This is a genomic window from Candidatus Methylomirabilota bacterium, from assembly GCA_035260325.1.
Classification (GTDB): domain Bacteria; phylum Methylomirabilota; class Methylomirabilia; order Rokubacteriales; family CSP1-6; genus AR19.
This window is the reverse complement of sequence record DATFVL010000170.1, coordinates 1-24,644: the sequence shown is the minus strand read 5'-3', so window position 1 is coordinate 24,644 and position 24,644 is coordinate 1. Positions and strand designations below refer to the sequence as shown.

Below are 24,644 nucleotides of genomic sequence, written 5' to 3'. Positions count from 1 at the left end.
CGCTTCGGGCGTGGCCGAGCACCGCATCCCGGGCGTGAGCGCCGACGCCGAGCTGGTGGGACGCGCGCGCGAGATGGAGCAGCTCCACGCCGCCCTCGCCGCGGCCGCCACCGGCGGCGGCCGGGTCGTCGCCGTGCTCGGCGAGGCGGGCATCGGCAAGAGCCGGCTCGTCGCCGAGCTGGCCGTGGAAGCCGCCGGGCGGCGGTTCACAGTGCTGCTCGGGCGCGCCTACGAGTCGGAGCAGATCCTGCCCTTCGCGCCGTGGGTCGACGCGCTGCGCGCGGGCCGCGTCGCCGAGGATGCGCACCTGCTCGAGCGCCTGGGCCCCGCCTGGCGCGCGGAGCTCGCGCGGCTCGTGCCGGAGGTGGCCGCGGGTCCGCCCGCCGCGGGCGCGACGATGGACAACCGGCAGCTCTTCGAGAGCGTGGCTCAGCTGCTCGCGCAGCTTTCCCACCAGCACCCGCTGCTCGTCGTCCTGGAGGACCTCCACTGGGCGGACGAGATGAGCGGGCGGCTGCTCGCCTTCGTCGGCCGCTGCCTCGCCGAGCGCCCCGCGCTCGTCGTCGTCACCGCCCGCGAGGACGAGCTGGCCGACGCGCCGGCGCTCCGGCAGGCGTTCGAGGACCTCCGCCGCGAGGGCCGGCTGGCCACGCTCGCCGTGCGGCCGCTGACACGCCCCGACACGCGAGCGCTCGTCCGCGCGCTCGCGCGGACGGGAGACGAGGCGGCCCTCGACCGGCTCGCGGCGCAGGCATGGGCGGTGAGCGAGGGCAACCCGTTCGTCGTGGTCGAGACGGTGCGGGCGCACGCCGAGGGCGCCGCTCTCGCCCAGGGACGGGGGCTCGGGCTGCCCGAGCGCGTGCGCGAGATGGTCGGCCGCCGCCTCGAGCGGCTCTCCGAGCGCGCCCGGTCGCTGGCCGCCGTGGCCGCGGTGATCGGGCGGGAGTTCGAGTTCGCCCTGCTCCAGCGGGCGGCGGGGCTCGGGGAGGACGAGACGGCGGCGGGCGTCGAGGAGCTGGTGCGGCGGCGGATCCTCCACGGCACGGGCGAGCGCTTCGACTTCACCCACGACCGCATCCGCGAGACCGCCTACGGGGGAGCGCTCGCCCCGCGCCGGAAGCTCCTCCACCGTCGCGTGGCCGAGGCGATCGAGGCGCTCTACGCGGCGGACCTCGGATCCCATGCGCTGGCGCTCGGACTGCACTACCGTGACGCCGAGGTGTGGGAGCGCGCGGCGCGCCATCTCTACCACGCCGGCTTCGCCGCGAGGGAGCGCGCCGCGAATCGCGAGGCCGTCGCGTGCTTCGACGCCGCCCTCCAGTGTCTCCGCAGCCTGCCCGAGGATCGGCAGAGGTCCGAGGGCGTCATCGACACGATCCTGCAGCAGGAGAGTGCGCTGATGGGGCTTGGCGAGTTCCACCGGAGCCTCGACGGGCTCCGGGAGGCGGAAGCGCTGGCGCGCGGCCTAGGCGACCGTCGCCGGCTCGGCCGGGTCTTCGGCCGCTTCGCCTACAACCTCGCGTCGCTCGGCGACCTCGACCGCGCGACCGAGAACGCCGAGGAGGCGCGCGCGATCTCGATCGAGCTGGGGGACGACCGCTCGCACCTCTCGAGCAACGTCGTGCTCGCGCGGGCGCTGTACGCGCGCGGCGACTATCGCCGGGCGATGGAGGCCGTTCGGGAGAACGACGCGTTCGCGCGCGGTGCGCCCCCGCGCCCGACCGGCTCGGCGGACCACACGAATCACCGCCTCGGCGTGCGGGACCTGCCCGTCGGGCAGGCGAACCGGAATAACCTCTCGTTCTCGCGGATCTGGGGCGTTCTCGCGCTCGCCGAGCTGGGGGAGTTCGACGAGGCGATCAGCCGGGGCGAGGAGGCCCTGCGGGTGTCCGCCGCAGAGGTCGGGCGGCACGGGGACGTCTGGGCCCACCTCGGCGCCGGCCGGCTCTACTTCGTGAAGAGTGACCTCGCGCGGGCGATCGAGGTGCTCGAGCGTGGGCTGCCGCTCTGCGAGGCGGGGGGTGACCTCGCGGTCTATTTCTCCCGCACCGCCGCCTCGCTCGGCGGGGCCTACGCGCTGCTGGGCCGGCTCGACGAGGCCATCCCGCTCCTCGCGCGCGCGGACCGCCACGCCGGGTCGATCGGGTTCGCTTACGGCCACGCCCTCGTCATCGCGACGCTCGCCGAGGCGCAGCTGCTCGCCGGCGACGTCGAGAACGCGGCACGCACCGCCGCTCGGGCGCTCACGCTGAGCCGGCAGCACGGCCAGCGCGGTTGGGAGGCCTGGGCGCTGCGCCTGCACGGCGAGCTCGCCGCGCGGCGTGAGCCGCTCGACCTCGCGGCGGCGGAAGCCCACTTCCGCGCGGCGGCGGCACTCGCCGGCGATCAGGGGATGCGGCCGCTCCTCGCCCACTGCCGGCTCGGACTCGGCACAGCGTGCGGCCACGCGGGAATGGCCGACCGGGCGCGCGCCGAGCTCGCGGCCGCGCTCGCCGAGTATCGCGCGATGGAGATGCCGTACTGGCGCGATCGCGCCGCCGCCGAGTTGGCGAAGGTAAGATAGGCACCATGAGCTTCGTCAGCCACGTCGAGTGCACCGTCTGCGGCCACCGCCACGATCCGAAGCGACTGCTGACGGTCTGCGAGACGTGCGGCCAGATGCTCGCGGTCCGCTACGACCTCGCGCGCGTCGCGGCGAGCGTCACGAAGGAGACGCTGCGCGAGCGGCCGGCGGGGATGTACCGCCTCCGCGAGCTGACGCCGCTCGACGACGGCGAGGAGCCCGTCACGCTCGGCGAGGGGGGCACCCCGCTGCTCGCCCTCCCCCGCCTCGCGGCTCACCTCGGCCTGCGGCGCCTCTGGGCCAAGGACGAAGGCCAGAATCCGACGGGCTCGTTCAAGGCCCGCGGCCTCGGCATGGCGATCACGCGCTCGCGGACGCTCGGCGCGAAGGGCTTCGTGATCCCGTCGGCGGGCAACGCCGGCGGTGCGGCGGCTGCGTACGCGGCGCGCTGCGGGCTGCCGTGCGTCGTCATCGTCCCGCGGGGGACGCCCGAGGCGGCGATCGCCGAGGCGCTCATCGCCGGCGCCCACGTCTTCACGATCGAGGGCTCCATCGCGACCGCGGGGCGCGTCGTCGCCAAGGCGGCGCCGGCCCTCGGCTGGTTCGACCTCTCGACGCTCAAGGAGCCGTACCGCCTCGAGGGCAAGAAGACGATCGGCCTCGAGCTTGCCGCCGACCTCGGCTGGCGCATGCCCGACGTGCTGCTCTACCCGACGGGCGGCGGCACCGGGCTCGTCGGGATCCCGAAAGGCTACGAGGAGCTCCGCGCGATGGGCTGGCTCGGGGGGCCACTGCCCCGCTTCTTCGCCGTCCAGGCCGAGGGCTGCGCCCCCGTCGTGAAGGCGTTCCAGGCCGGCGCCGAGAACACGAGCGCGTGGGAGAACCCGGCGACTCACGCGGCCGGCCTACGCGTCCCGTCCCCGTTCGCCGGGCGCCAGATGCTGAGGGTGCTCCGCGACACGCGCGGCGGCGCGGTCGCCGTGAGCGAGGGCCGGATCGAGGAGGCGCAGCGCCTCGTCGCCCGCGTCGAGGGCATCTGGACCGCGCCCGAGTCCGCCGCTCTCGTCGCGGCGCTGACCGTGCTGATGGACCGCGGCGAGGTCGCGCGCGAGGCCGAGGTCATGCTCGTGTTCACGGGAGCGGGGCTCAAGTACGCGCCGCCGCCGCTGCCGCCGCCGACCCACCTGGAGGGCACGGAGGAGGAGATCCTCGCGCGGGTGCGGCGCGCCGTCCACGCCTAGGCTCCTGTGGTAGGATTTCGGCCACCGCGAGAGGCCCGTCGCGAGGAGGCCGGTCAATGACGATCGAAGTCGGCAAGCTCCGCAACGTCGGCGTCGTCGGTCACGGGGGGGTCGGCAAGACGTCCCTCGTCGAAGCCCTCCTGTTCACGGCCGGCGCCCTCAACCGTCTCGGGAAGGTGGACGACGGCTCGACCACGACCGACTTCGACCCCGACGAGATCAAGCGGAAGATCTCGATCAACACGTCGATCGCGTACTGCGACTGGAAGGGCCACCGGGTCAACCTCGTCGACACGCCGGGATACGGCGATTTCATCGCCGACGCGCGCGCGGGCCTCCGCGTCGTCGAGGCGGCCGTCGTCGTCGTCGACGCCGTCGCGGGCGTCCAGGTGCAGACCGAGAAGGTCTGGAAGTTCGCCAACGAGTACAGCCTGCCGCGCGTGGTCGTCGTGAACCGGCTCGACCGCGAGCGCGCCGACTTCTACCGGACCCTCGAGTCGCTGGCGCGCCGCCTCAAGGGGCGCCTCGTCGCGCTCCAGATCCCGGTCGGCGAGGAGGCGGGTTTCAAGGGCGCCGTGGACCTCGTGAAGCTCCGGGCGATCACGTACGCGGGCGGCAAGCCCGCCGAGGGCGAGATCCCGGGCGACCTCTCGGACCGCGTGAAGGAGTACCGCGAGAAGCTCGTCGAGGCCGCGGCCGAGACGGACGACGAGCTCCTGAGCAAGTACCTCGAGGAGGGCTCGCTCGGCGAGCCCGAGATGCTGAAGGCGCTCCGGGCCGGCATCGCCGCGGGGAAGATCGTGCCGGTCGTCTGCGCGTCGGCGTCGAAGACCATGGGCGCCGCGCCGCTGCTCGACCTCATCGTCGAGTCGCTCCCGACGCCGGCGGATCGTGGCGAGGTCGCGGGGACCGACGCGAAGAGCAAGCAGCCGGGCGTGCGCCAGCCGGACCCGAAGGCGCCCGTGACGGCGCTCGTCTTCAAGACGCTCGCCGACCCGCACATCGGCAAGCTCTCGCTCCTCCGCGTCATGAGCGGCACGCTCAAGTCCGACTCGACGCTCCTGAACCCGGCGCGCGGCGCGCGGGAGCGCATGGGCCACGTCTCGTGGCTCATGGGCAAGACGCAGAAGAACGTCGAGGCGCTCGGCGCGGGCGAGATCGGCGTCGCGCAGAAGCTCAAGGAGACCCAGACGGGCGACACGCTCTCGGACGAGGCCCAGCCCTTCGAGCTGCCGCGCATCACGTTCCCGGAGGCCGCGATCTCGTTCGCGATCCAGCCCAAGACGCGGGGCGACGAGGACAAGATCTCGAACGCGCTCGCGCGGATCGCCGAGGAGGATCCGACGGTCCACTATCACTTCGACCCGGAGACGAAACAGCTCCTCGTGGCGGGCGTCGGGAGCCTCCACGTCGAGATGGTCGTCGAGCGCATGAAGCGCAAGTACAACGTGGACGTGAACCTGCTGCCCCCGCGCATCCCGTACAAGGAGACGGTGAAGGGACGCGCGGAGGGCCAGGGGAAGTACAAGAAGCAGACGGGCGGGCGCGGTCAGTACGGCGACGTGTGGCTCCGCGTCGAGCCGCTCCCGCGCGGCGGCGGCTTCGAGTTCGTGGACGACATCTTCGGCGGCGCCGTGCCGCGGAACTACATCCCCTCGGCCGAGAAGGGCGTCCGCGACTGCATGAAGAAGGGGATCGTCGCCGGCTATCCGGTCGTGGACACGAAGGTCACCCTCTACGACGGCTCCTACCACGAGGTGGACTCGTCGGACATGGCGTTCCAGATCGCCGCCTCGCTGGGCCTCCAGAGGGTGTTCGTGGATGCCCACCCGATCCTGCTCGAGCCGATCATGACCGTCGAGGTGACGACCCCCGCCGACCACGCGGGCGACGTGATCGGCGACCTGAACTCGCGGCGCGGCCGCATCCTGGGCATGGAGCCCGCCGGCGAGACCGCCGTCGTGCGCGCCTCGGTGCCGATGGCGGAGATGCTGACCTACGAGCCCGCGCTGCGCTCGATGACGGGCGGCCGCGGCGGCTACTCGATGGAGTTCTCCCACTACGAGGAAGTGCCGGCCTTCATCGCCGACAAGGTCATCAAGGACGCGAAGGCGGAGAAGGAGAAGGCCGAGAAGCACTGAGGCCCCGCCGGCTGCGCGAGGGGGCAGTAGATCTGTTGAATCGTGAGTTCCAGGTTCTCTGGCCCCGAGTAAGCCTTCGGACCCACCGCCGGCCCTGCTCCTGAAGCTTCTGCCGGGGCGCGCTACCCGCGCTGCAGGAAGTCGAGGATCTCGCGCTTGCAGGCGTCGAAGTCGCCGAGACGGTCCCGGATCGTCTCGAACACGATCTGGTCGCTGATCCGTCCGTACTCGTGGACGAGCAGATTCCGCAGCCCCTTCATCCGCCTGAGCGTCTGGGCCGTGGCCGGTGTGAGCGCGCCGGCGCGCGCCAGGCGCTCGAACAGGTCGTCTTCTTCCCCGGGCAGCCCGAGGCGGAGCCCCGTGACCAGCAGCGCGCAGGCGTCGATCAGGGCTTCGACCGCGACCTGAACGAGCCGCTCGCACGCCCGCTTCTTCTCGGTCGCGAGATACGCGTCGAGGTTCTTGGGCGCGATCGAGCGCAGCTCGCGGAGGACACCATCCAGCGCGTCGAGGCGTGAGAGGACGCGCTCGCGGTCAATCACGCGCGACGGCGTCCAGGTACATGCGGTGGATGTGGCGGAAATCCTCCCAGGCCTTCGCCGTGCGGATCGCGACGTCGTAGAGCGCGTCCTCGTCGCGCACGAAGAGCACGCGGCCCTCCTTCAGCACGCGGCTCCTGACGTGGAGGGGAAGCTGCTGGAAGATCGCCAGGTCGACGTCGGCCTGCGCCAGGTAGTCGAGGCGCTTCTGCGTCCGCGCGGCGTCGGACGTGGGGCCGTTCGCGAGGACGAGGCACACGTCGAAGTCCGACCCGGGGCCCGCCTCGCCGCGCGCGCGGCTCCCGAACAGCATGACCGCGAGCGCGTCAGGATCGTTCTTTGCGCGCACGACCACGCGCGCCACGGCTGGAGAGGATGCGTCCGCCGCTGCGCTCATGGCGTCATTGTAGCGTGGCGGGCCCGGAAAGCGGCGAGGTGAAGATTCTGCGCGGCGGGCCCCGGTACGCCGCCCCGGACTTCGTGCGTTCGGCGCTCCGCCGCCGCAGCTCGCCGGGCGTCCGGATCCCGAACCTCGGGGTCCGCTGCGCGACGGGACAGGAGCGTCCTCGAGTCCCACCGTATCCCATCCGCGACGTTGATCCGCGTCGGCGCGCGTGCGACAATCTGGATCGGCAGGCCGTTTGGATAATCTGGTCAAGTTCTGGTCTGAACGGAGGGCACCGGATGCCGAGCGTCGGAGTGTACGAGGCGAAGACGCAGCTGCCGAGGCTGCTGTCGCGGGTGGCCCGGGGTGACGAGATCACGATCACGAAGCACGGAACGCCGATCGCCCGGCTGGTCCCGGCCTCGCGCCCTCGCGCCCGGGCCGTCGAGGACGCGATCCGGGGCCTGCTGGAGTTCCGCCGAGGCCGTCGCCTCGGTCGCCTGTCGCTGCGCAAGGCGGTGGCGGCGGGGCGGCGGTGAGCCGGGTCGTCCTCGACTGCTCGGTCTGCATGGGCTGGTGCTTCGAGTCGGAGGCCGACGTCTACACGGACGCCGTGCTCCGTGCGATGCCGCGCGCGACCGCCCTGGTGCCGGCGATCTGGCCGCTCGAGGTCGCCAACGTCCTGCTCGTCGCCGAGCGACATCGACGAATCACACGGGCCGACGCCGCCCGGTTCCTCGAGCTGCTCGGCGCGCTGCCGATCGTCGTCGAGCCGTCCATCGAGGTCGGCGACCTCGGATTCCTGCTGGCACTCGCGCGCGAGCGGCGCCTCTCGGCCTACGATGCCGCCTATCTGCGCCTGGCGCTCCGGGAGCACGCGGCGCTGGCGAGCCGCGATCGGGGCCTCCGAGCCGCCGCGCGAGCGGCGGGCGTGGCGGAGTTCGCCCCGCGGTAGCCGTCCCGACGCTCCCTGACGTAGAATAGACGGGGATGATTTTCCAGCAGATCCTGAACGAGGAGTCCGGCTGTCTCTCCTACCTGATCGGCTGCGGCCAGGCGGGGAAGGCGGTCATCGTGGATCCCGGGCGGGACCGCGTCGGCGAGTACCTCCGCCTCGCCCGGAAGAAGGGCCTCACGATCAGCCACATCGTCGAGACTCACACGCACGCCGACCACATCTCGGGCAACCGCGACCTCGCCGAGGCCACGCGCGCGCCGATCCTCGTGCACCGCGCGGCGGGCGTCGCCTTCGGCCACGAGGACGTGACGGACGGCGACGAGATCCGCGTCGGCAACGTCCGCTTGAAAATCGCGCACACGCCCGGCCACACGCCCGACTCGATCTGCCTGCTCGTGACCGACCTCGAGCGCGGCGGCGAGCCGTGGTTCGCGCTCACGGGCGACTTGCTCTTCGTCGGCTCGGTCGGGCGCCCGGACCTCGGCGGCGCGCAGGCGGCCGAGGACGCGTGGGAGAGCCTCCGGCGCGTGCTCCTCCCGCTCGACGACAGCGTCGAGGTCTACCCCGCGCACGGCGCGGGCTCGGCGTGCGGGCGCGCGATGTCGGCCAAGACGGGCTCGACGATCGGCTTCGAGCGGCGCTTCAACCCGGCCTTGCAGCTCCGGGACCGCGCGGCGTTCGTGGACTTCATCATGCGGGACCTGCCGCCCAAGCCGCCGTCATTCGAGAAGATCGTCGGCAAGAACCGCGGGCTCGTCCCGCTCGTGTCGGCGAAGCCGCGGCCGTACACCGCGCGCGAGGCCTGGGAGGCTGTCCAGCGCGGCGAGGTCGTGGTCGACCTGCGCGATCCGGGGACCTACGGCGAGATGCACATCCCCGGCGCCGTCAACGTGTGGATCGAAAGCCCCCAGTTCGCCGAGCGCGTCGCCGGGATGGTCCCGGCCGCGGTGCCGCTCCTCCTGCTCGCGCAGGGCCCGTCGGACCTCGAGCGCGCGGTCGCCGCGCTCTCGCGCGTCGGCGTCGACGACGTCCTCGGGTTCTTGCACTGGGGAATGATCGAGTGGAAGAGCGAGGGCTTCCCCGTCGAGTCGGTGCCGCAGATCTCCGTCTACGAGCTCGCGGACTGGCTGGTCGAGGGACGCGACGTCGCGGTGATCGACGTGCGCGAGCACTTCGAGTGGCTCGAGGGCCACATCGAGGGCGCGCTCCACCTGCCGATGCTCGAAGCGGCGGAGCGGCGCGCCGAGGTGCCCGCCGACCGGCCGAAGGCGGTGCTCTGCGCGGGCGGCCTCCGCTCGAGCACGGTGATCAGCACGCTCAAGCGTCACGGCCTCCAGGGCTGGTACAACGTCACCGGCGGCATGACGGCCTGGATGAAAGCCGGTCACCCGGTCGTGCGCTCCGCCTCGGACCCGGGCAGCGCACGCGCGTGACCTTCGCCCAGCAGTACGCCGCGCTCTTCGGCCGCCCCTGGGCCGTCTGGGGCTCGGCCGTCCTCTTCGCCACGCTGAACGTCTTCCTCTTCGCCTTCGACCGTCCGCTGACGGCCTCCGACGGCCTGCGCAACTGGGGCGACTGGCTCTTCACACCGCTCGGCGTCGTGCGCCGTCCCGACCTCCTGCCGCCGTGGCTCTACTCGGGCTCGCTGCTGAACGCGGGCGTGCTCGTGGGCGCCGCGGCCGCGGCGCTGCTCGCGCGCGAGTTCGCGATCCGCGTCCCACCGCGCGGCGAGCTCGTCAAGGGCGCCGCCGGCGGCGTCTTCATGGGGGTGGGCGCCGTCCTCGCCTTCGGCTGCAACATCGGCGGCTTCCTCTCGGCGACGAGCGCCCTGTCCCTCTCGGGGCTCGGCATGATGCTGGGCCTCGCGGCGGGCGCGTTCCTCGGCCTGCGCTATCTCCTGTGGGAGACCGAGCGCCGGCCGGGCTGGTCCGAGGGCCGCACGCGCGTCTACCTCCGCGCGGCGGACGGCCCCGCGAGCCGCCAGCCCTGGGCAGGCGCGCTGCTCGCCCTGCTCGTCCTCGCGGCGCCGTTCCTCTACGCCGGCGCCGGCTACGCGGCGCGGGGCGTGTTCCTCGTCTTCGGGGCCGCGCTCGGCCTGCTCTTCCAGCGCTCGCGCTTCTGCCTCGTGCGCGCGTTCCGCGAGCCCTTCATGACGGGCGACGCCGAGCACACGCGCGCCGCGGCGCTGGCGCTCGTCGTGTCCACGCTCGGCTTCGCCATCCTGAAATACGCCGACCTCAAGGACAAGAGCGAGTGGGTGTTTCCCGCCGCGGGGCTCGGCTCGCTCGCGGGCGGGCTCGCGTTCGGCGCCGGGATGACGCTCGCCGGCGGCTGCGGGGTCGGCTCGATCTGGCGCGCCGGCGAGGGGCAGGTGAAGCTCTGGGTCACGGTCGCCTGCTTCGCGGCGAGCGCATCGCTCGCACGGCTCGCCCTGGCGCAGACCGGGCTCCTCGGAAAGCTCGGCGCGGCGGTCTTCCTGCCGTCGCCGCTCGGCTGGGGCGGCGCGATCGGATTGGTGGTTGCGGTGGCCCTCGCCTGGGCTATGCTTGCGACCTGGAACGAGGAGACGCGGAAGCTCAGCGCGGTGTGAGCGGGCGGTCGGGCCGCAGTCAGCGGAGGGTGCGATGAAACGGTTCACGCGCAGAGAGTTCCTCGCGACGTCGGGAACCGGGCTCGGGCTGCTCGCGGCGGGCTGCGCGCCCGCGCTCAAGGGCGACTTCGCGCCGAAGACGGCGCGCCGCGTGGTCGTGATCGGCGGCGGCTGGGGCGGGGCGACGGCGGCGAAGTACGTGCGCCTCGCGGATCCGTCGATCGAGGTCGTCCTGCTCGAGCCGAACCGACAATTCGTGTCGTGCCCGTTCAGCAACCTCGTCCTCTCAGGCGTCCGCACGCTCGGCAGCCTCACCTTCGGCTACGGCGGGCTGCGCGCCCACGGCGTCAGGATCCTCCACGAAACGGCCGCGGCGATCGAGCCCGCGGCCCGGCGCGTGCGCGTGGGCGAGGGCTACCTCGAGTACGACCGCCTGATCGTGTCGCCGGGCGTCGAGTTCCAGACCGAGCAGGTGGACGGCCTCGCCCAGGCGGGCGACCAGGTCCTCCACGCGTGGAAGGCGGGGCCGCAGACGGCCATGCTGGCCGACCGGCTCCAGTCGATGGCCGACGGCGGCGTGTTCGTCCTGACGGTGCCGCCCGTGGCCTACCGCTGCCCGCCGGGCCCCTACGAGCGCGTCTGCCAGGTCGCCTGGTACCTGAAGAACAAGAAGCCCCGGTCGAAGCTGATCGTGCTCGACGCCAACCCGAACATCGTCTCGAAGACGGGGCTCTTCCGCGCGGCGTGGCAGGCGTACCCGAACATCGAGTACCGCGCGTCGAACAAGGTCGTGAAGGTGGACCCGGGCGCGCGCGAGGTCACGACGGAGTTCGGCGACAAGGTGAGGTACGACGTCGTGAACCTCATCCCGCCCCAGCGCGCGGGGACGATCGCCGTCCAGGCCGACCTCGTCGGCGCCGACAAGCGGTGGTGCGAGGTCAACCACGTCACGTACGAGTCGGCGAAGCACAAGGGCATCCACGTCATCGGCGACTCGACGATCGGGCTGCCGGTGCCGAAGTCGGGCAACATCGCCAACGCGATGGGCAAGATCTCGGCGCTCGCCGTGGTGCACCTCCTGAACGGCAAGGAGCCGCTGCAGCTCGCGCCGGGCAACACGTGCTACAGCTGGGTCAGCGACCGGGAAGCGATCGCGGTCGTCAACGCGTACAAGATCGAGGGCGGCAAGGTCGTGCAGATCGAGCAGAAGCTCACCCCCGGCCAGTCGGAGCAGTGGGCGCAGAACGCGATCGGGTGGGCGACCAGCATCTGGAACGACGTGCTCGGCTAGGCCGGCGGAAGGGAGCGCGCGATGCCGACCATCCTGACGCTGATCCTCGTGCTCACGCTCGCGGGCGCCGCCTGGGCGGGTCCGCTGGACATGCCGGGCGCCCCCAAGGCGCTCGTCTGCAGCGCCTGCCACGGGCCGGGCGGCCAGAGCCCGTCCAACACGATGCCCGTGCTCGCGGGCATGCCGTCCTGGTACTTCAGGAAGGCCGTCCAGGACTACGCCGCGGGCCGGCGGCCGTCGCCGGAGATGGAGCCGTACGCGAAGCAGGTGCTCCAGTTCGGCCTCGACGACATCGCCGCATACTTCGGGGCGCAGCCGCGGCGGCCGTCGGCGGTCAGGCCCGACGCGGCCGCCGTCGAGCGCGGCCGCGCGGTCGCGGTCCAGTGCGTCGTCTGCCACGGCGCCGCGGGCAAGGGCGATGAGGCCAAGGGCATTCCCGACATCACGGGCCAGCCGCCCGGCTATCTCCGGGCGCAGATGGCGCTGTTCAAATCGGACCGGCGGAACCCGGGCGACGACGCGCTCAAGGCGCTGAAGGCCCTGTTCAAGACGATCCCCGACGAGCAGCTCGCCGACCTGGCGGCCTACTATTCGAGCCTGAGGTAGTGGCGTTCGTCGATGGGGGCGTGCTGGTCGCGCTCGGCCTCGCGATCGGTAGCTTCGGCACGCTCATCGGTGCCGGCGGCGGGTTCCTGCTGGTCCCCGTCCTGGTGCTCGGCTACCACTTCCCGCCGGCGACCGCCGTCGGCACCTCGCTCTCGCTCGTGTTCCTCAACGCGGCGTCGGGCAGCGCGGCCTACCTCTGGCAGCGCCGCGTCGACCTCGCGCTCGGCTGGAAGTTCGCCGCCGCGACGATCCCCGGCGCGATCGGCGGCGCCTACCTCACGCGCTCGCTGTCGTCCGCCACGTTCAACCTCCTGTTCGGCCTCGTCCTGCTCGCCATCGCCGCGCTGCTCTTCTCCGGCGTCACGGTGACTCCCTCGGAGCGCGCGGACCGGCGGCAGATCGTGGACGCGGGCGGCCAGGCCCACGCCTACCACGTGGACGCCTGGAAGGGGGTCGTCGTCAGCTTCGTCGTGGGCTTCGTGTCGAGCGTCCTCGGAATCGGCGGCGGCATCATCCACGTGCCCTTCCTCATCGTCGCGCTGAGCCTGCCGGTCCACGTGGCCACGGCCACGTCGCACTTCGTCCTCAGCATCTCGGCGTTCGTCGGCGCGCTGACGTTCCTGCTCCTCGGCCACGTCGATCTCCGGATCACCGCGCTCATGGGCGCGGGCATCCTCGTCGGCGCGCAGCTCGGCGCGCGCGCGTCGCTGCGGGCCGGCGCGACGCTCATCCGCGGCGTCCTCGCCGGCGCGCTCGCCCTGGTCGGGCTGCGGATGGTCGTCGAGGCGCTCTGGCGCGCCAGGGGCGCCTGACGTGCGCTACGGCTTCGTGATCGACCAGCGCCGGTGTATCGGCTGCCACGCCTGTACCGTCGCGTGCAAGGAAGAGAACCAGGTCCCACTCGGCGCGTTCCGCACCTGGGTGAAGTACGTCGAGCGCGGGACCTTCCCGCACACCCGGCGGTACTTCGCCGTCCTGCGCTGCAATCACTGCGACGCGGCCCCCTGCGTGACGATCTGCCCGACGGTCGCCCTCTACCGGCGGCCGGACGGGATCGTGGACTTCGACGGCGCGCGCTGCATCGGCTGCAAGTCGTGCATGCAGGCCTGTCCCTACGACGCGCTGTACATCGACCCCACCACGCAGACGGCCGCGAAGTGCAACTACTGCGCCCACCGCGTGGAGGTCGGGCTCGAGCCCGCCTGCGTGATCGTGTGCCCCGAGCAGGCGATCGTCGCGGGCGACCTCGATGACCCGTCCTCGCGGATCGCCCGGCTCGTGGCGCGCGAGCCGGTGCAGGTGAGGAAGGCGGAGCAGGGGACCCGGCCGAAGGTGTTCTACCTCGGGGCCGACGCGGCGGCCCTCCAGCCCGAGCTCCAGGCGCCGGCCGAGCACTACCTCTGGGCCGAGCGGCCTCGGGGCGAGCTCGACCTCGTGAGGATGGTCGCCGCCGCCGAGGCGGCGGACCACGGCGCCGCGCCGACGCGCGTGGTCTACGACGTCCCGCACCCGCCGCGGCCGTGGGGCGGGAAGGTCGCGGCGTATCTCTGGACCAAGTCGCTCGCGGCCGGCGCGCTCCTCGTCGGCGCGCTCGGCATCCTCTCGGGCGGGCTGCCGACCGGATTCCTGCTGGGCCGCGCCGCGCCCCTCCTGGCGCTCGTCTTCCTGCTCGCGACGACCGCGCTCCTCGTCCTCGACTTGAAGCGCCCCGAGCGCTTCCTTTATATCCTCGTGAAGCCGAACCTCCGCTCGTGGCTCGTCTGGGGGGCCTTCATCCTCATCGCCTACGGCGCGGCGGCCGGGCTCTGGCTCCTCGCCGCTCTCGCGGGCGCCGCGACGCTCGTGAAGATCGTCGCGCTGCCTGCGTTCCTGCTGGCGGCGGCGACCGCGGGCTACAGCGCGTTCCTCTTCGGCCAGGCCGAGGGTCGCGATTTCTGGCAGAGCCCGCTCCTGCTCCCGCAGCTCCTCGTCGGCGCGCTCGTGGCGGGCTCCGCGGCCCTCCTCGTCGTGGGCTTCTTCGGCCGCGTGGACGTCCAGAGCCTCTGGTCGCTCGGCGTCATCATGGTCGGCGCGCTCGCCCTCCAGGCGGTCGTCCTCGTCGCCGAGCTCGTATCCGCCCACCCGACCGCCGACGCGGCACGGGCGGCGCGTCTCATCACGCGCGGCCCGTGGCGGACGCCGTTCTGGGCGGGCGTCGTCGCCGCCGGCACCCTGCTCCCGATCGTCCTCGTCTGGCCGAACCCGTACACCGCGGTCCTCGGCGCGCTGCTCGCGCTGGCCGGCCTGTGGATCTACGAGGATCTGTGGGTGAAGGCGGGCCAGGCCGTCCCCCTGTCATGAGCGAGCCCCTCCACCCCGTCGCGCGGGAGCTCGCGCCGCCCGCCGGCGGGCTCGCGAGCTACCCGCCCGTCGAGCGCTGGGAGGACTGGGAGGAGTACGATCCCGTCGCCTGGCCGCGGAAGGTCGCGCGCCGCTACTCCTTGATCCCGACGATCTGCTTCAACTGCGAGGCCGCGTGCGGTCTCCTCGCCTACGTGGACCGGGAGACGCTCCGGATCCAGAAGTTCGAGGGGAACCCGGTCCATCCGGGGAGCCGCGGCCGGAACTGCGCCAAGGGCCCCGCGACGCTCAACCAGGTGAACGACCCCGAGCGCATCCGCTACCCGCTGCGCCGCGTGGGGCCGCGGGGCGGCGGTCGATGGCAGCGCGTCACGTGGGACGAGGTCCTCGACGATATCGCCGGGCGAATCCGTCTAGCTCTGGTCGAAGGCCGTCACACGGAGGTCATGTACCACCTCGGACGCGCGGGCCACGAGCTGGTCTATCTGCAGCGCGTCTTCCACGCCTGGGGCATCGACGGCCACAACAGCCACACCAACGTGTGCTCGTCGAGCGCGCGCGCGGGCTACGCCTTCTGGCACGGCATGGACCGCCCGTCGCCCGACCACGCGAACGCGCGGTTCATCCTGCTGCTCTCCTCGCACCTCGAGACCGGCCACTACTTCAACCCCCACGCCCAGCGCATCATCGAGGCCAAGGAGCGCGGGGCGAAGGTCTGCGTGATCGACTCGCGCCTGTCCAACACCGCGTCGATGGCCGACTGGTGGCTCGCGCCGTGGCCGGGGTCGGAGTCGGCGCTCCTCCTCGCGATGGCGGCCGTCCTGATCCGCGAGAAGCTCTACGATCGCGAGTTCGTTCGCCGCTGGGTGAACTGGGAGGAGTACCTGCGCGAGGAGCGCCGGGACCTGCCGCCGACGTTCGAGGGGTTCGAGCGGGCGCTCGCGGAGCTCTACGCTCGCTACACGCCCGAGTTCGCCGCCCGCGAGAGCGGCGTGGACGCGGCGACGATCGTCGAGGTGGCGCGCGCTCTCGGCCGCGCGGGCTCGGCGCTCGCCACCCACGTCTGGCGCAACACGGCGGCGGGCAACCTCGGCGGCTGGCAGGTGGCGCGGGCACTCGAGCTGCTCGTCGTCCTCATGGGCGCCGTCGGCACGCCCGGCGGCACCGCGCCGAGCGCCTGGCACAAGGCGGTCCCGGCGCCGCCGCTGATGCCGCCGCCGGCGAAGGTGTGGAGCGAGCTCTTGATGCCCCGCGAGTACCCGCTCGCGTTCTTCGAGATGAGCTACCTGCTGCCCCACTTCCTGAAGGAGGGCCGTGGGAAGCTCGCGATGTACTTCACCCGCGTCTACAACCCCGTGTGGACGAACCCGGACGGCATGTCGTGGATCGAAGTGTTGAGCGACGAGACGAAGGTCGAGCGCCACGCGTGTCTCACGCCGATCTGGAGCGAGACGGCGTGGTTCGCCGATTTTGTCTTGCCGATGGGCCACGCCTCCGAGCGCCACGATCTCATGTCTCAGGAGACCCACGCCGCGCGCTGGATCGGCTTCCGCCAGCCGGTGCTCCGCGTCGCCCTCGAGAAGCGGGGGCGGACCTTCGACTCCACGTGGCAGGCGCACGAGGCCGCGGGGCTCGGCCAGGTCTGGGAGGAGGACGAGTTCTGGATCGAGCTCTCCTGGCGCATCGATCCCGACGGCGCGCTCGGGATCCGGAAGTACTTCGAGTCGCCGTACCGGCCCGGGGCGAAGCTCCGCATCGAGGAGCTCTATCGCTGGATCTTCGAGCACAGCGTGCCCGGGCTCCCCGAGGCGGCCCGGCGCGAGGGGCTGACGCCGCTCGCGTACATGCGTAAGTACGGCGCCTTCCTCATCGAGGACGGGGTCTACCGGACCCACGAGCAGGTACCCTCCGCCGGGGACCTCGAGGGCGCCGCCGTGGACCCGGTGACGAAGGTCATCGTCAAGGGCGGGGAGGCGGTCGGCGTCGAGGTGGACGGGCACGCGTGCCTGGGGTTCCCGACGCCGTCGCGGAAGCTCGAGTTCTTCTCGAAGACGCTCAAGGACTGGAAGTGGCCCGAGCAATCCGTGCCCGGCTACATCCGGAGCCATGTTCATTGGTCCCAGATCGATCGAACCAGGGGAGAAATGGTGCTCCTGCCCACGTTCCGGCTGCCGACCCTCATCCACACGCGGTCGGGCAACGCGAAGTGGCTCTACGAGATCTCCCACACGAACCCGCTCTGGCTCCACGGAGAGGACGCCGCGAGGCTCGGCGTGACGACGGGCGACCTCCTCAAGGTCCAGACGGCGATCGGCTACTTCGTGGACAAGGTCTGGGTGACCGAGTCCATCCGGCCGGGCGTCGTCGCCTGCTCGCACCACCTCGGCCGCTGGCGGCTCGCGGACGCGGCCGGCGGCGAGCGGTGGTCCACGGCGCTCGTGGATCTGAAGCAGACGGAGCCGGGCCGCTGGTTCATGCGCCAGATCCACGGCGTGCGGCCCTTCGCGAGCGAGGATCCCGATTCGGAGCGCATCTGGTGGGAGGACGCCGGCGTCCATCAGAACCTCACCTTTCCCGTCCAGCCGGATCCGGTGAGCGGCCAGCACTGCTGGCACCAGAAGGTGACCGTGACGAGGGCGGGACCCGACGACCGCTACGGCGACATCTTCGTGGACACGAACAAGTCCTTCGAGATCTATCGCCAGTGGCTCGCGCTGGCGCGGCCCGCGCCGGGTCCGGGCGGGCTCCGCCGCCCGCTGTGGCTCCCGCGGGCCTTCAAGCCCGACGCCTCGGCCTACAGGATCGACGGCTGAGCATGTATAGTGAAGCTGCGATGGAAAGGTCGTCGGAGATCACCCGGCGCACGATGCTCGGCACGCTGGGCTTCCTTGGCGTGGCGGCGATCACGGGAGGGCTGGCTGCGCCCGGCAGCGCCGGCGCGCAGCCGCTCGGCCTCCAGGAGACCGGCGAGGAGGCGCTCCGGCGCGTCTTCGGCGGCCGGCCGATGAAGGACGGCTCGGGCGTGATCAAGCTCGACATCCCGGCGATCGCCGAGAACGGCTCGCTCGTCCAGACCTCGGTGACGGTCGAGTCGCCGATGACGCCGCAGAACTATGTGAAGCACGTCTGGCTCGTCGCGGACAAGAACCGGATCCCGGTCGTCTTCCGCGCGACGCTCGTGCCCGAGGCGGGCCGCGCCTACGTGGGCGCGACGATCCGGCTCGGCGAGACGGGCGACGTGCGGGCGATCGTCGAGCAGAACGACGGCACGCTCCTCGCGGTCCGCCGCGAGGTCAAGGTCACCGTCGGCGGCTGCGGAGGCTAGGGCCCCGTGTCCGACGTCGGCAAGGTCAGGATCCGCATCCCCTCGAGCATCCGGCCCGGCGACATCGTGCAGGCGCGGACGCTCGTGATCCACCCGATGGAGCGCGTCGAGCGCGACGCCCAGGGCAAGCTCGTCCAGCGGAACTACAGCTACATCAACAAGGTGATCGTCACCTACCTCGGCAAGACGATCGTCACCCTGGACACCACCCAGGCCGTGAGCGAGAACCCGTTCTTCTCGTTTACGTTCCGGGCGACCGATCCCGGCCAGCTGAAGGTCCAGTTCCTCGACACCACGGGCGGCAAGTACGAGGGCACGGTCGACATCAAGTTCTCCTGAGGGAGAGCGGATGACGTCCGTCAGGGCGCGCGCGCTGCCCTCCCTCGCGCTCGCCGCGCTGGCGCTCGGCTGTGCCGGCGCCGCCGCCGACCTCCCCGACGACCACGGCCTCCCCGCCTGGACCTCCCGCGCGATCCCCGAGGCTCGCGGCGACGTTCGCGTCGGGCCCGACGGCAGGCGCGTCGCGTTCCGCTACAAGGGTTGGACGGCGCGCGACTTCGGCGCGTTCCGCACCTACGCGTACGGCGACACGCGCCCGGAGCCGGGGGTCGGGCGCGCCGCGATGCCCGCGGGCATGACGGGCGATCCGGCCAAGGGACGGCGGCTCTTCCTCGCGCGCGCGAAAGGGCCGTGCACGGGTTGTCACCTGGTGCCGGGCGACGACGTGTGGCCGGCGGGCAGCGTGGGCCCCGATCTCTCCACGCTCGGCGACCGCCGGCTTCCCGACGCGTACCTCTATCAGCAGCTCTACGACCCGCGCGCCATGCTCGCCGGCTCCACCATGCCGCCGTGGGGCGCCGCCGGGATCCTGACGCCCCCTGAGATCGTGGACGTCGTCGCGTATCTCCAAACGCTCAAGGGACCCGTGCGGCCGGAGCGCGACCTCGACCGGAACCCGCTGACGCGCAAGAAGTCCGAGGGCTTCGGCGACAACCTCGATCCCACCAACAACCCCGCGCTCGTGCTCGCCGAGGACGCCGAGGCGCTCTGGAGCCGGCCCGGCCCGGCGGGGAAGGCGTGCGCCGGCTGCCACGAGGGCGGGCCCTTCCCGGCGATGCGTGGCGCGGCCACGCGCTACCCGAAGCACGTGAAGGCCTGGGGCCGCGTGATGAGCCTGGAGGACTTCCTCGAGGTGCACGGTCCCGAGACGACGGGCCGCGCCTACGCCGCCGAGTCGAGCGAGAACCTCACGCTGACCGTCCTCCTCAAGATGGCGTCGAACGGCCTGCCGGTCCAGGTGGACACGACGAGCCCCGAAGCGCGCGCGGCAATCCTCCGCGGCAAGGCGAGCTTCTACCGGCGCGTCGGCGAGCGCAACCACGCGTGCGCCGACTGCCACACGCCCGAGCGCGGCGCCGACCGGTTCCTCGGCGGCCGCTACCTCGCCGACGTGAGCGTTGGGCTCACCCGCCATTTCCCGACGTGGCGCACGAGCGTGGGTGAGGTCTGGGACATGCGCAAGCGCTTCCAGTGGTGCATGACGCCGCTCGGGGCCAACATGCTCCCGGCCGACTCGATCGAGTACGCGGAGCTCGAGCTCTACCTCACGACCTTCGACAACGGCAAGCCCCTGTCGGTCCCCGGGATCCGACATTGAACAGGGCACGGGCCCCCGGGCTGTCGCCACGCCCGTGCCCCGCCGCGAATGCGCGCGCTGCTGATCCGTTCCCGCGATCTGAGCCGGTGCTTCGCTAAAATGCTCGGGCGCCGGGACCTCCTGAAGCTCCTCACGGTGGCCGCGGCGGCGGGGCTCGACCCGCGCCGGCTCGAGGCGGCCGACGGCCCCGAGCGGCTCCTCGCGTTCGAGCCGCTCGGCAACGTGACGCTGCTCCACCTCACCGACCCGCACGGCACGCTCCGCCCCCTCTACTACCGCGAGCCCGACACGCTCATCGGCGTCGGCGCCGAGCGCGGCAAGCCGCCGTTCCTCACCGGCGCCGAGTTCCTCCAGGCCTACCGCCTGGCGCCGGGCAGCGCCGAGGCGTACGCCACGACCTACCTCGACTTCGCGGCGCTGGCGGCGCGGTACGGCCGGATGGGCGGCTACGCGCACCTCGCGACGCTCGTCAAGCGCGCGCGCGCGGAGCGGCCCGGAAAGACGCTCCTCCTCGACGGCGGCGACACGTGCCAGGGCTCCGCGACCGCCCTCTGGAGCCGCGGCGAGGACATGGTGCGGGCCTCGAACGCGCTGGGCGTCGAGGTGATGACGCCGCACTGGGAATTCATCTACGGGATGGACCGCGTGCGCGAGCTCTTCGGCGACCGTGAGCGGCGCGGGCTCTTCGCCGGCGACTTCGTCGCGCACAACGTCGCTCAGACGGGCTGGGGGGACCGGGTGTTCCGGCCCTACACGATTCGCGAGGTCGGCGGCGTCCGCGTCGGCGTGATCGGTCAGGCGTTTCCGTACGTGCCGGTCTCGCACCCGCGGCGCTTCGTGCCGGACCTCACGTTCGGCATCCGCGAGGATCAGGTCCAGGCGCTCGCGCAGGAGCTGCGCGACGACCGGCGCGTGGACCTCGTCGTCCTCCTCTCGCACAACGGCATCGCGGTGGACCTGAAGCTCGCCGCGCGCGTCCACGGGCTCGACGTCGTCCTCGGCGGCCACACCCACGACGCGCTGCCCGAGCCCATCGTCGTGGGCCGGACGCTCGTCGTGAACTCGGGCTCGCACGGCAAGTTCCTCTCGCGCCTCGACCTCGACGTGCGGCAGGGCCGCGTCGCCGGCTGGCGCTACCGCCTGCTCCCGGTGCTCTCGGGCGCGGTCCCCGAGGATCCGGACATGGCGCGGCTCGTCGCGGACCTCCGCCGCCCTCACGAGGCGACGCTCGCGGAGCCTCTCGCGGTCTCGGAGTCGCTCCTCTGGCGCCGCGGCAACTTCAACGGCACCTTCGACGAGCTGATCCTCGACGCGCTCCTCAAGCGCTTCGACGCCCAGGTCGCGTTCTCGCCGGGCTTCCGCTGGGGGCCGACGATCGTGCCCGGCCAGACGATCACGCTCGAGGACGTCTACGCTCACACGGCGCTGACCTATCCCAACACGTGGGTCCGCGAGATGACGGGGCGCGAGATCGTGGCGCTCATGGAGGACATCGCCGACAACCTCTTCCACCCTGACCCTTACTACCGCCAGGGCGGGGACATGCTGCGGGTCGGCGGGCTCACGTACACGATCGAGCCGGCCCGGACGCTGGGCCGGCGGATCCGTGACGTCGCCGTCGGCGGCCGGCCGCTCGAGCCGGCGCGGCGCTACAAGGCCGCCGGCTGGGCGAGCGTCGGCGAGGCGGCGGGCCCGCCGGCGTGGGACGTCGTCGCCGGCCACCTGCGCGCGGAGAAGCGCGTGCGCCTCGACCCGCGGCCGCGCGTCCGCGTCCTGTGAGCCGGGCGCTGGCGCTGGGCTGAGCACTCCTCGCCGCAGACGCTAGCGGCGCCGCCCGCGGGGCGGGCCGCCCGCGTCGGAGAGCGCCGCGCGCAGCACGCCGAGGAGGGTCCGCGCCTCGGGCGAGAGCGGCCGCTGGCGCGGGTGGATCACGTCGAGGCTCCGGCTGATCGGCTCGGCGTCCACGATGTCGATCGCGACCAGCGAGCGGCGCCGGAGCTCGCGGCCGACCGCGAGGTGCGGCAGGAAGGCGAAGCCCACATCCCGCTCGACCATCTTCTTCGCGGTCTCGATCGTCTCGACCTCCAGCGCCACGTTCGGCACGAGCCCCGCCCGGCGGAAGAGGCCGTGGGTGAGCGTCCAGTCGCTCGAGCCGCGGTCGAAGAAGATGAGCGGCCGGTCGGCCACCTCCGCGAGCCGCGCGCGGCGCTCCCCCGCCGGCCACGCGGCCGGACGCGCGACCAGGATGAGCGGGTCGTCGCGCAGCGAGAGCGTCTCGACCTCGGGGTGGTGGAGGGAGCGCGCGAGCCCGACCTCCGCGTCCCCCCGCAGGACCATCTCGAGGACCTCCTTCGAGTGCCCCGAGCGGACGGTCATGAGCGTCTTCGGCGAGGCGCTCTGGAAGCGCTTCAGGACGTCGGGCAGGAGGTACGTGCAGATCGAGAGCACGGCCGCGATCTGGAGCGCGCCGCCGGCGGCCGGCCGGAGGTCGTGGACGGCCTGGCGGGCGAGCGCCACGGTCTGGAGGAGCTGCTCGGCGTGGGGGCGGAAGGCGCGCCCGGCCGCCGAGAGCGCGAAGCCGTGCTTGCCGCGCTCGAAGAGCTTCACGCCGAGCGAGGTCTCGAGCCCCCGGATGCGCGCGCTCACCGCCGGCTGAGTGAGCCGCAGCGCGTCGGCCGCACGGCGGAAGCCGCCGAAGGTGCCGACCGCGAGGAACGCCTCGACTTGAGGGATCTCCATGCCCGTGACCGCGGGGTTTGCCTGATAGATAAAGATATTTTATCTCGGATATAAAAACAATAACGTTGCTTTGCTGCCCGGCGGGCGCGAGAGTGAAGGCACGCGAGGCGCGCGGCGTGGAACGGACGAGGGAACGCGCGACGCGCGGAGGAGGAGACGCCATGCACGCGACGTGCGAGTGCGGGATGACGCTCGAGCGGCCGTCGCAGCGGACGGGCTGCGCGGAGTGCGGGACCCTCGGCTGCCGGAGCTGCTCGATCGAGGTGGAGGCCACCCACTACTGCCGCTGGTGCGCGACGTCGCTCGCGCTCGGCCAGGCGGCCTGAGGAGATCGGACCGTGGAGAACATGGGGCGCACGTTCCGCCAGCTGCTGCAGGCCGAGCCGTACCTGTTCACCGGCGGCGTCTACGACCCGCTCGGGGCCCAGCTCGCCGAGCGCGTGGGGATGAAATCCATCTATCTCAGCGGCTACTCGATGGCCATGGCCAACGGCTGGCCGGACATGGGCTTCCTCACGCAGACCGAGGTCACCCGCATCGCCTCGATGATCGCCAGCGGGACGAGCTTGCCGGTCATCGCGGACGCGGACGATGGCTACGGCAACGCGCTCTCCACGATCCGGACGGTGCAGGAGTACGTGAAGACGGGCGTCGCGGGCATCCACCTCGAGGACCAGCACTTCCCGAAGCGCTGCGGCCACATCGCCGGCAAGACGGTCGTCCCCTTCGAGGAGGCGGTCGGCAAGTACCGCGCGGCGGTCGACACCCGGAACCGCCTCGACCGCGACTTCGTCATCATCGCGCGCACGGACGCCTACGGCGCCGTCGGGGGGAGCCTGGAGGAGGCGATCCGCCGGGGCCGCGCGTATGCGGACGCGGGCGTGGACCTCGTGTGGGCCGAGCTCAGCAACGCGTCGCGTGAGCCCGCGATCGCGTTCGCGCGGGCGATGCGCGCGACGCATCCGACCTTGCCGCTCGCGTTCAACTACTCCTCGTCCTTCCGGTGGCACCAGGACCCGAACCCGCTCACGTTCAAGGAGCTCGGGGAGCTCGGCTACAAGTTCATCTTCATCACGCTCTTCGCGGCGCACGCGGCGACGTACGCCGTGTGGAACGCGATGGAGGAGCTCGTGCGCGATCAGGAGCAGGCGCAGTGGCGGCTCGAGAAGGTCAAGGTCGGCCACCCGACCGAGAGCCACCACGTGATGGCGCGCGTCGCGCACTTCCAGGAGCTCGAGCAGAAGTACATCCCCGGGACCGACGCGCGCCTGAAGGGCTCGGCCGGCTTCGGCGAGCAGCACGCCGCGCGCTCCTGAGGTGATGGGGGGCCGCGACGGGCCCCCCAAGCCCCCCGGACGCTCGCACACGCCCCGGGAAACCCGGGGCGCGGCTCGGTTAAGATAGGGCCACCGTGACGCGCGCGGTGGCCCCCTCGCTCGCCCTGCTCCTGGCCGGTGCGTTGCTCGCGGCGTCGCCGGCCCTTGCGGCGCGCGAGCGGCTCGCGGATCTGGCACTCGACTTCCAGATCCTCCCGCTCGATCCCCGGCCCGCGCCGCCGTTCGCCCTCGAGTCGCTCGAGGGCAAGCGCGTCGCGCTCGCCGACTTCCGCGACCGGCCGGTCATCCTCTACTTCTGGCACTCGACCTGACCCTACTGCGCGAGGGAGTTGCCCTCGACGATGGAGCAGGTCCTCGCCCGGTACCGCGCGCGCGGCCTCGCGCTCCTCGCGATCAACATCGAGGAGGACCGGGCGACCGTGGCGCGGTACGCGCGTGAGAAGAAGCTGACCTCGACGGTGCTGCTGGATCCGTCCGGGGCGGTGAACACCGCCTACCGTGTGACGGGCACGCCGACGGTGTTCGTCGTCGCCCGCGACGGCATGCTGGTCGCCAAGGCGCTCAGCCCCAGGGAGTGGACCGGCGCCGAGGGCCGCGCCTTCCTCGAGGCGCTCGTCGCCCGGTGACCGACGTCGTCGAGACCGACGTCCTGGTGCTCGGCGCGGGCGGCGCCGGCCTCTGCGCCGCGCTCCACGCCGCCGACGCGTCGCCGAAGCTCCGCGTGACGGTGATCGTCAAGGGCCTCCTCGGGCGCGCTGGCTGCACGCGCATGGTGCAGGGGGGCTACAACGCGGTGCTCACCGCGCCCGACTCGCTCGACGCGCATCTCACCGACACGCTCGCGGGCGGCGGCTGGATCAACGACCAGGAGCTGGTCTGGGTCCTCGTGCGCGAGGCGCCGGGGCGGGTGCTCGAGCTCGAATCGCGCTACG

At 72.4% G+C, this 24,644-nt stretch carries 23 protein-coding genes and 1 pseudogene; 21 read left to right on the top strand and 3 right to left on the bottom strand.

Going from position 1 to position 24,644, the window contains the following annotated elements; all coding sequences use genetic code 11:
• The 3 genes from VKG64_11340 to fusA all read left to right on the top strand — a co-directional run.
• Positions 1–2,563 (top strand): AAA family ATPase (locus VKG64_11340; GenBank protein ID HKB25637.1); only part of this gene is annotated, 2,563 nt, incomplete at its 5' end.
• 5 nt (positions 2,564–2,568) lie between these two features.
• The gene (locus VKG64_11335) at positions 2,569–3,804 is read left to right on the top strand and encodes a threonine synthase (protein HKB25636.1); all 1,236 of its coding nucleotides are present in this window, start codon (positions 2,569–2,571) and stop codon (positions 3,802–3,804) included.
• 56 nt (positions 3,805–3,860) lie between these two features.
• A complete protein-coding gene (fusA, locus tag VKG64_11330) occupies positions 3,861–5,945 on the top strand; it encodes an elongation factor G (GenBank protein ID HKB25635.1) in 2,085 nt (694 codons plus the stop codon).
• 122 nt (positions 5,946–6,067) lie between these two features.
• Here fusA and VKG64_11325 read toward each other — a convergent pair whose 3' ends face one another.
• Both VKG64_11325 and VKG64_11320 read right to left on the bottom strand, forming a co-directional pair.
• Complete coding sequence (locus tag VKG64_11325; GenBank protein ID HKB25634.1) at positions 6,068–6,487, bottom strand: DUF86 domain-containing protein; 420 nt, start codon at positions 6,485–6,487, stop codon at positions 6,068–6,070.
• A complete protein-coding gene (locus VKG64_11320; protein ID HKB25633.1) occupies positions 6,480–6,881 on the bottom strand; it encodes a nucleotidyltransferase domain-containing protein in 402 nt (133 codons plus the stop codon). Before VKG64_11320 ends, VKG64_11325 begins: the two co-directional genes overlap by 8 nt.
• A gap of 287 nt (positions 6,882–7,168) precedes the next feature.
• Here VKG64_11320 and VKG64_11315 point away from each other — a divergent pair, with 287 nt between their 5' ends.
• Genes VKG64_11315 through soxB form a run of 13 tightly spaced genes read left to right on the top strand, consistent with a single transcriptional unit; the run spans position 7,169 to position 21,415 of the window.
• On the top strand, positions 7,169–7,408 hold the full coding sequence (locus VKG64_11315) for a type II toxin-antitoxin system prevent-host-death family antitoxin (protein ID HKB25632.1): 240 nt from the start codon (positions 7,169–7,171) through the stop codon (positions 7,406–7,408).
• Positions 7,405–7,824, top strand: a complete 420-nt coding sequence (locus VKG64_11310; protein ID HKB25631.1) for a type II toxin-antitoxin system VapC family toxin — start codon at positions 7,405–7,407, stop codon at positions 7,822–7,824. The genes VKG64_11315 and VKG64_11310 overlap by 4 nt, the downstream gene beginning before the upstream one ends.
• Positions 7,825–7,859: 35 nt before the next feature.
• On the top strand, positions 7,860–9,260 hold the full coding sequence (locus VKG64_11305) for a rhodanese-like domain-containing protein (GenBank protein HKB25630.1): 1,401 nt from the start codon (positions 7,860–7,862) through the stop codon (positions 9,258–9,260).
• Positions 9,257–10,417 (top strand): YeeE/YedE thiosulfate transporter family protein, encoded by a 1,161-nt coding sequence (locus VKG64_11300; GenBank protein HKB25629.1) that lies wholly within the window; start codon positions 9,257–9,259, stop codon positions 10,415–10,417. The genes VKG64_11305 and VKG64_11300 overlap by 4 nt, the downstream gene beginning before the upstream one ends.
• A 34-nt stretch (positions 10,418–10,451) precedes the next feature.
• Positions 10,452–11,708 carry an FCSD flavin-binding domain-containing protein gene (locus tag VKG64_11295; GenBank protein HKB25628.1) on the top strand — a complete coding sequence of 419 codons (1,257 nt, stop codon included), beginning with the start codon at positions 10,452–10,454 and terminating at the stop codon, positions 11,706–11,708.
• Positions 11,709–11,729: 21 nt separating this feature from the next.
• Positions 11,730–12,314 carry a c-type cytochrome gene (locus VKG64_11290; GenBank protein ID HKB25627.1) on the top strand — a complete coding sequence of 195 codons (585 nt, stop codon included), beginning with the start codon at positions 11,730–11,732 and terminating at the stop codon, positions 12,312–12,314.
• Positions 12,314–13,126: a sulfite exporter TauE/SafE family protein gene (locus VKG64_11285; protein HKB25626.1), complete on the top strand. Its 813-nt coding sequence runs from the start codon at positions 12,314–12,316 to the stop codon at positions 13,124–13,126. The genes VKG64_11290 and VKG64_11285 overlap by 1 nt, the downstream gene beginning before the upstream one ends.
• A 1-nt stretch (position 13,127) precedes the next feature.
• Positions 13,128–14,654 (top strand): 4Fe-4S dicluster domain-containing protein, encoded by a 1,527-nt coding sequence (locus tag VKG64_11280; protein ID HKB25625.1) that lies wholly within the window; start codon positions 13,128–13,130, stop codon positions 14,652–14,654.
• Positions 14,651–17,467: a molybdopterin-dependent oxidoreductase gene (locus tag VKG64_11275; GenBank protein ID HKB25624.1), complete on the top strand. Its 2,817-nt coding sequence runs from the start codon at positions 14,651–14,653 to the stop codon at positions 17,465–17,467. Before VKG64_11280 ends, VKG64_11275 begins: the two co-directional genes overlap by 4 nt.
• A gap of 20 nt (positions 17,468–17,487) precedes the next feature.
• Positions 17,488–17,979 (top strand): thiosulfate oxidation carrier protein SoxY, encoded by a 492-nt coding sequence (locus VKG64_11270; protein HKB25623.1) that lies wholly within the window; start codon positions 17,488–17,490, stop codon positions 17,977–17,979.
• 6 nt (positions 17,980–17,985) lie between these two features.
• Positions 17,986–18,318 (top strand): thiosulfate oxidation carrier complex protein SoxZ, encoded by a 333-nt coding sequence (locus VKG64_11265; GenBank protein ID HKB25622.1) that lies wholly within the window; start codon positions 17,986–17,988, stop codon positions 18,316–18,318.
• 10 nt (positions 18,319–18,328) lie between these two features.
• On the top strand, positions 18,329–19,636 hold the full coding sequence (gene soxA / locus VKG64_11260) for a sulfur oxidation c-type cytochrome SoxA (GenBank protein HKB25621.1): 1,308 nt from the start codon (positions 18,329–18,331) through the stop codon (positions 19,634–19,636).
• A 48-nt stretch (positions 19,637–19,684) separates the two neighbouring features.
• Positions 19,685–21,415, top strand: coding sequence for a thiosulfohydrolase SoxB (gene soxB / locus VKG64_11255; protein HKB25620.1), 1,731 nt, complete (start codon positions 19,685–19,687; stop codon positions 21,413–21,415).
• Positions 21,416–21,457: 42 nt separating this feature from the next.
• Here soxB and VKG64_11250 read toward each other — a convergent pair whose 3' ends face one another.
• Positions 21,458–22,375 carry a LysR family transcriptional regulator gene (locus VKG64_11250; GenBank protein HKB25619.1) on the bottom strand — a complete coding sequence of 306 codons (918 nt, stop codon included), beginning with the start codon at positions 22,373–22,375 and terminating at the stop codon, positions 21,458–21,460.
• A 161-nt stretch (positions 22,376–22,536) separates the two neighbouring features.
• Here VKG64_11250 and VKG64_11245 point away from each other — a divergent pair, with 161 nt between their 5' ends.
• From VKG64_11245 to VKG64_11225, 5 genes and pseudogenes are all read left to right on the top strand, one after another.
• Complete coding sequence (locus tag VKG64_11245; GenBank protein HKB25618.1) at positions 22,537–22,701, top strand: hypothetical protein; 165 nt, start codon at positions 22,537–22,539, stop codon at positions 22,699–22,701.
• Between the two features lie 21 nt (positions 22,702–22,722).
• On the top strand, positions 22,723–23,691 hold the full coding sequence (locus VKG64_11240; GenBank protein HKB25617.1) for an isocitrate lyase/PEP mutase family protein: 969 nt from the start codon (positions 22,723–22,725) through the stop codon (positions 23,689–23,691).
• Between the two features lie 95 nt (positions 23,692–23,786).
• Positions 23,787–24,023: a hypothetical protein gene (locus tag VKG64_11235; GenBank protein ID HKB25616.1), complete on the top strand. Its 237-nt coding sequence runs from the start codon at positions 23,787–23,789 to the stop codon at positions 24,021–24,023.
• A gap of 12 nt (positions 24,024–24,035) precedes the next feature.
• A pseudogene (locus VKG64_11230) lies at positions 24,036–24,338 on the top strand (TlpA disulfide reductase family protein).
• On the top strand, positions 24,335–24,644 hold a 310-nt coding region (locus VKG64_11225; GenBank protein ID HKB25615.1), incomplete at its 3' end, for an FAD-binding protein. The pseudogene VKG64_11230 and the gene VKG64_11225, both read left to right, overlap by 4 nt.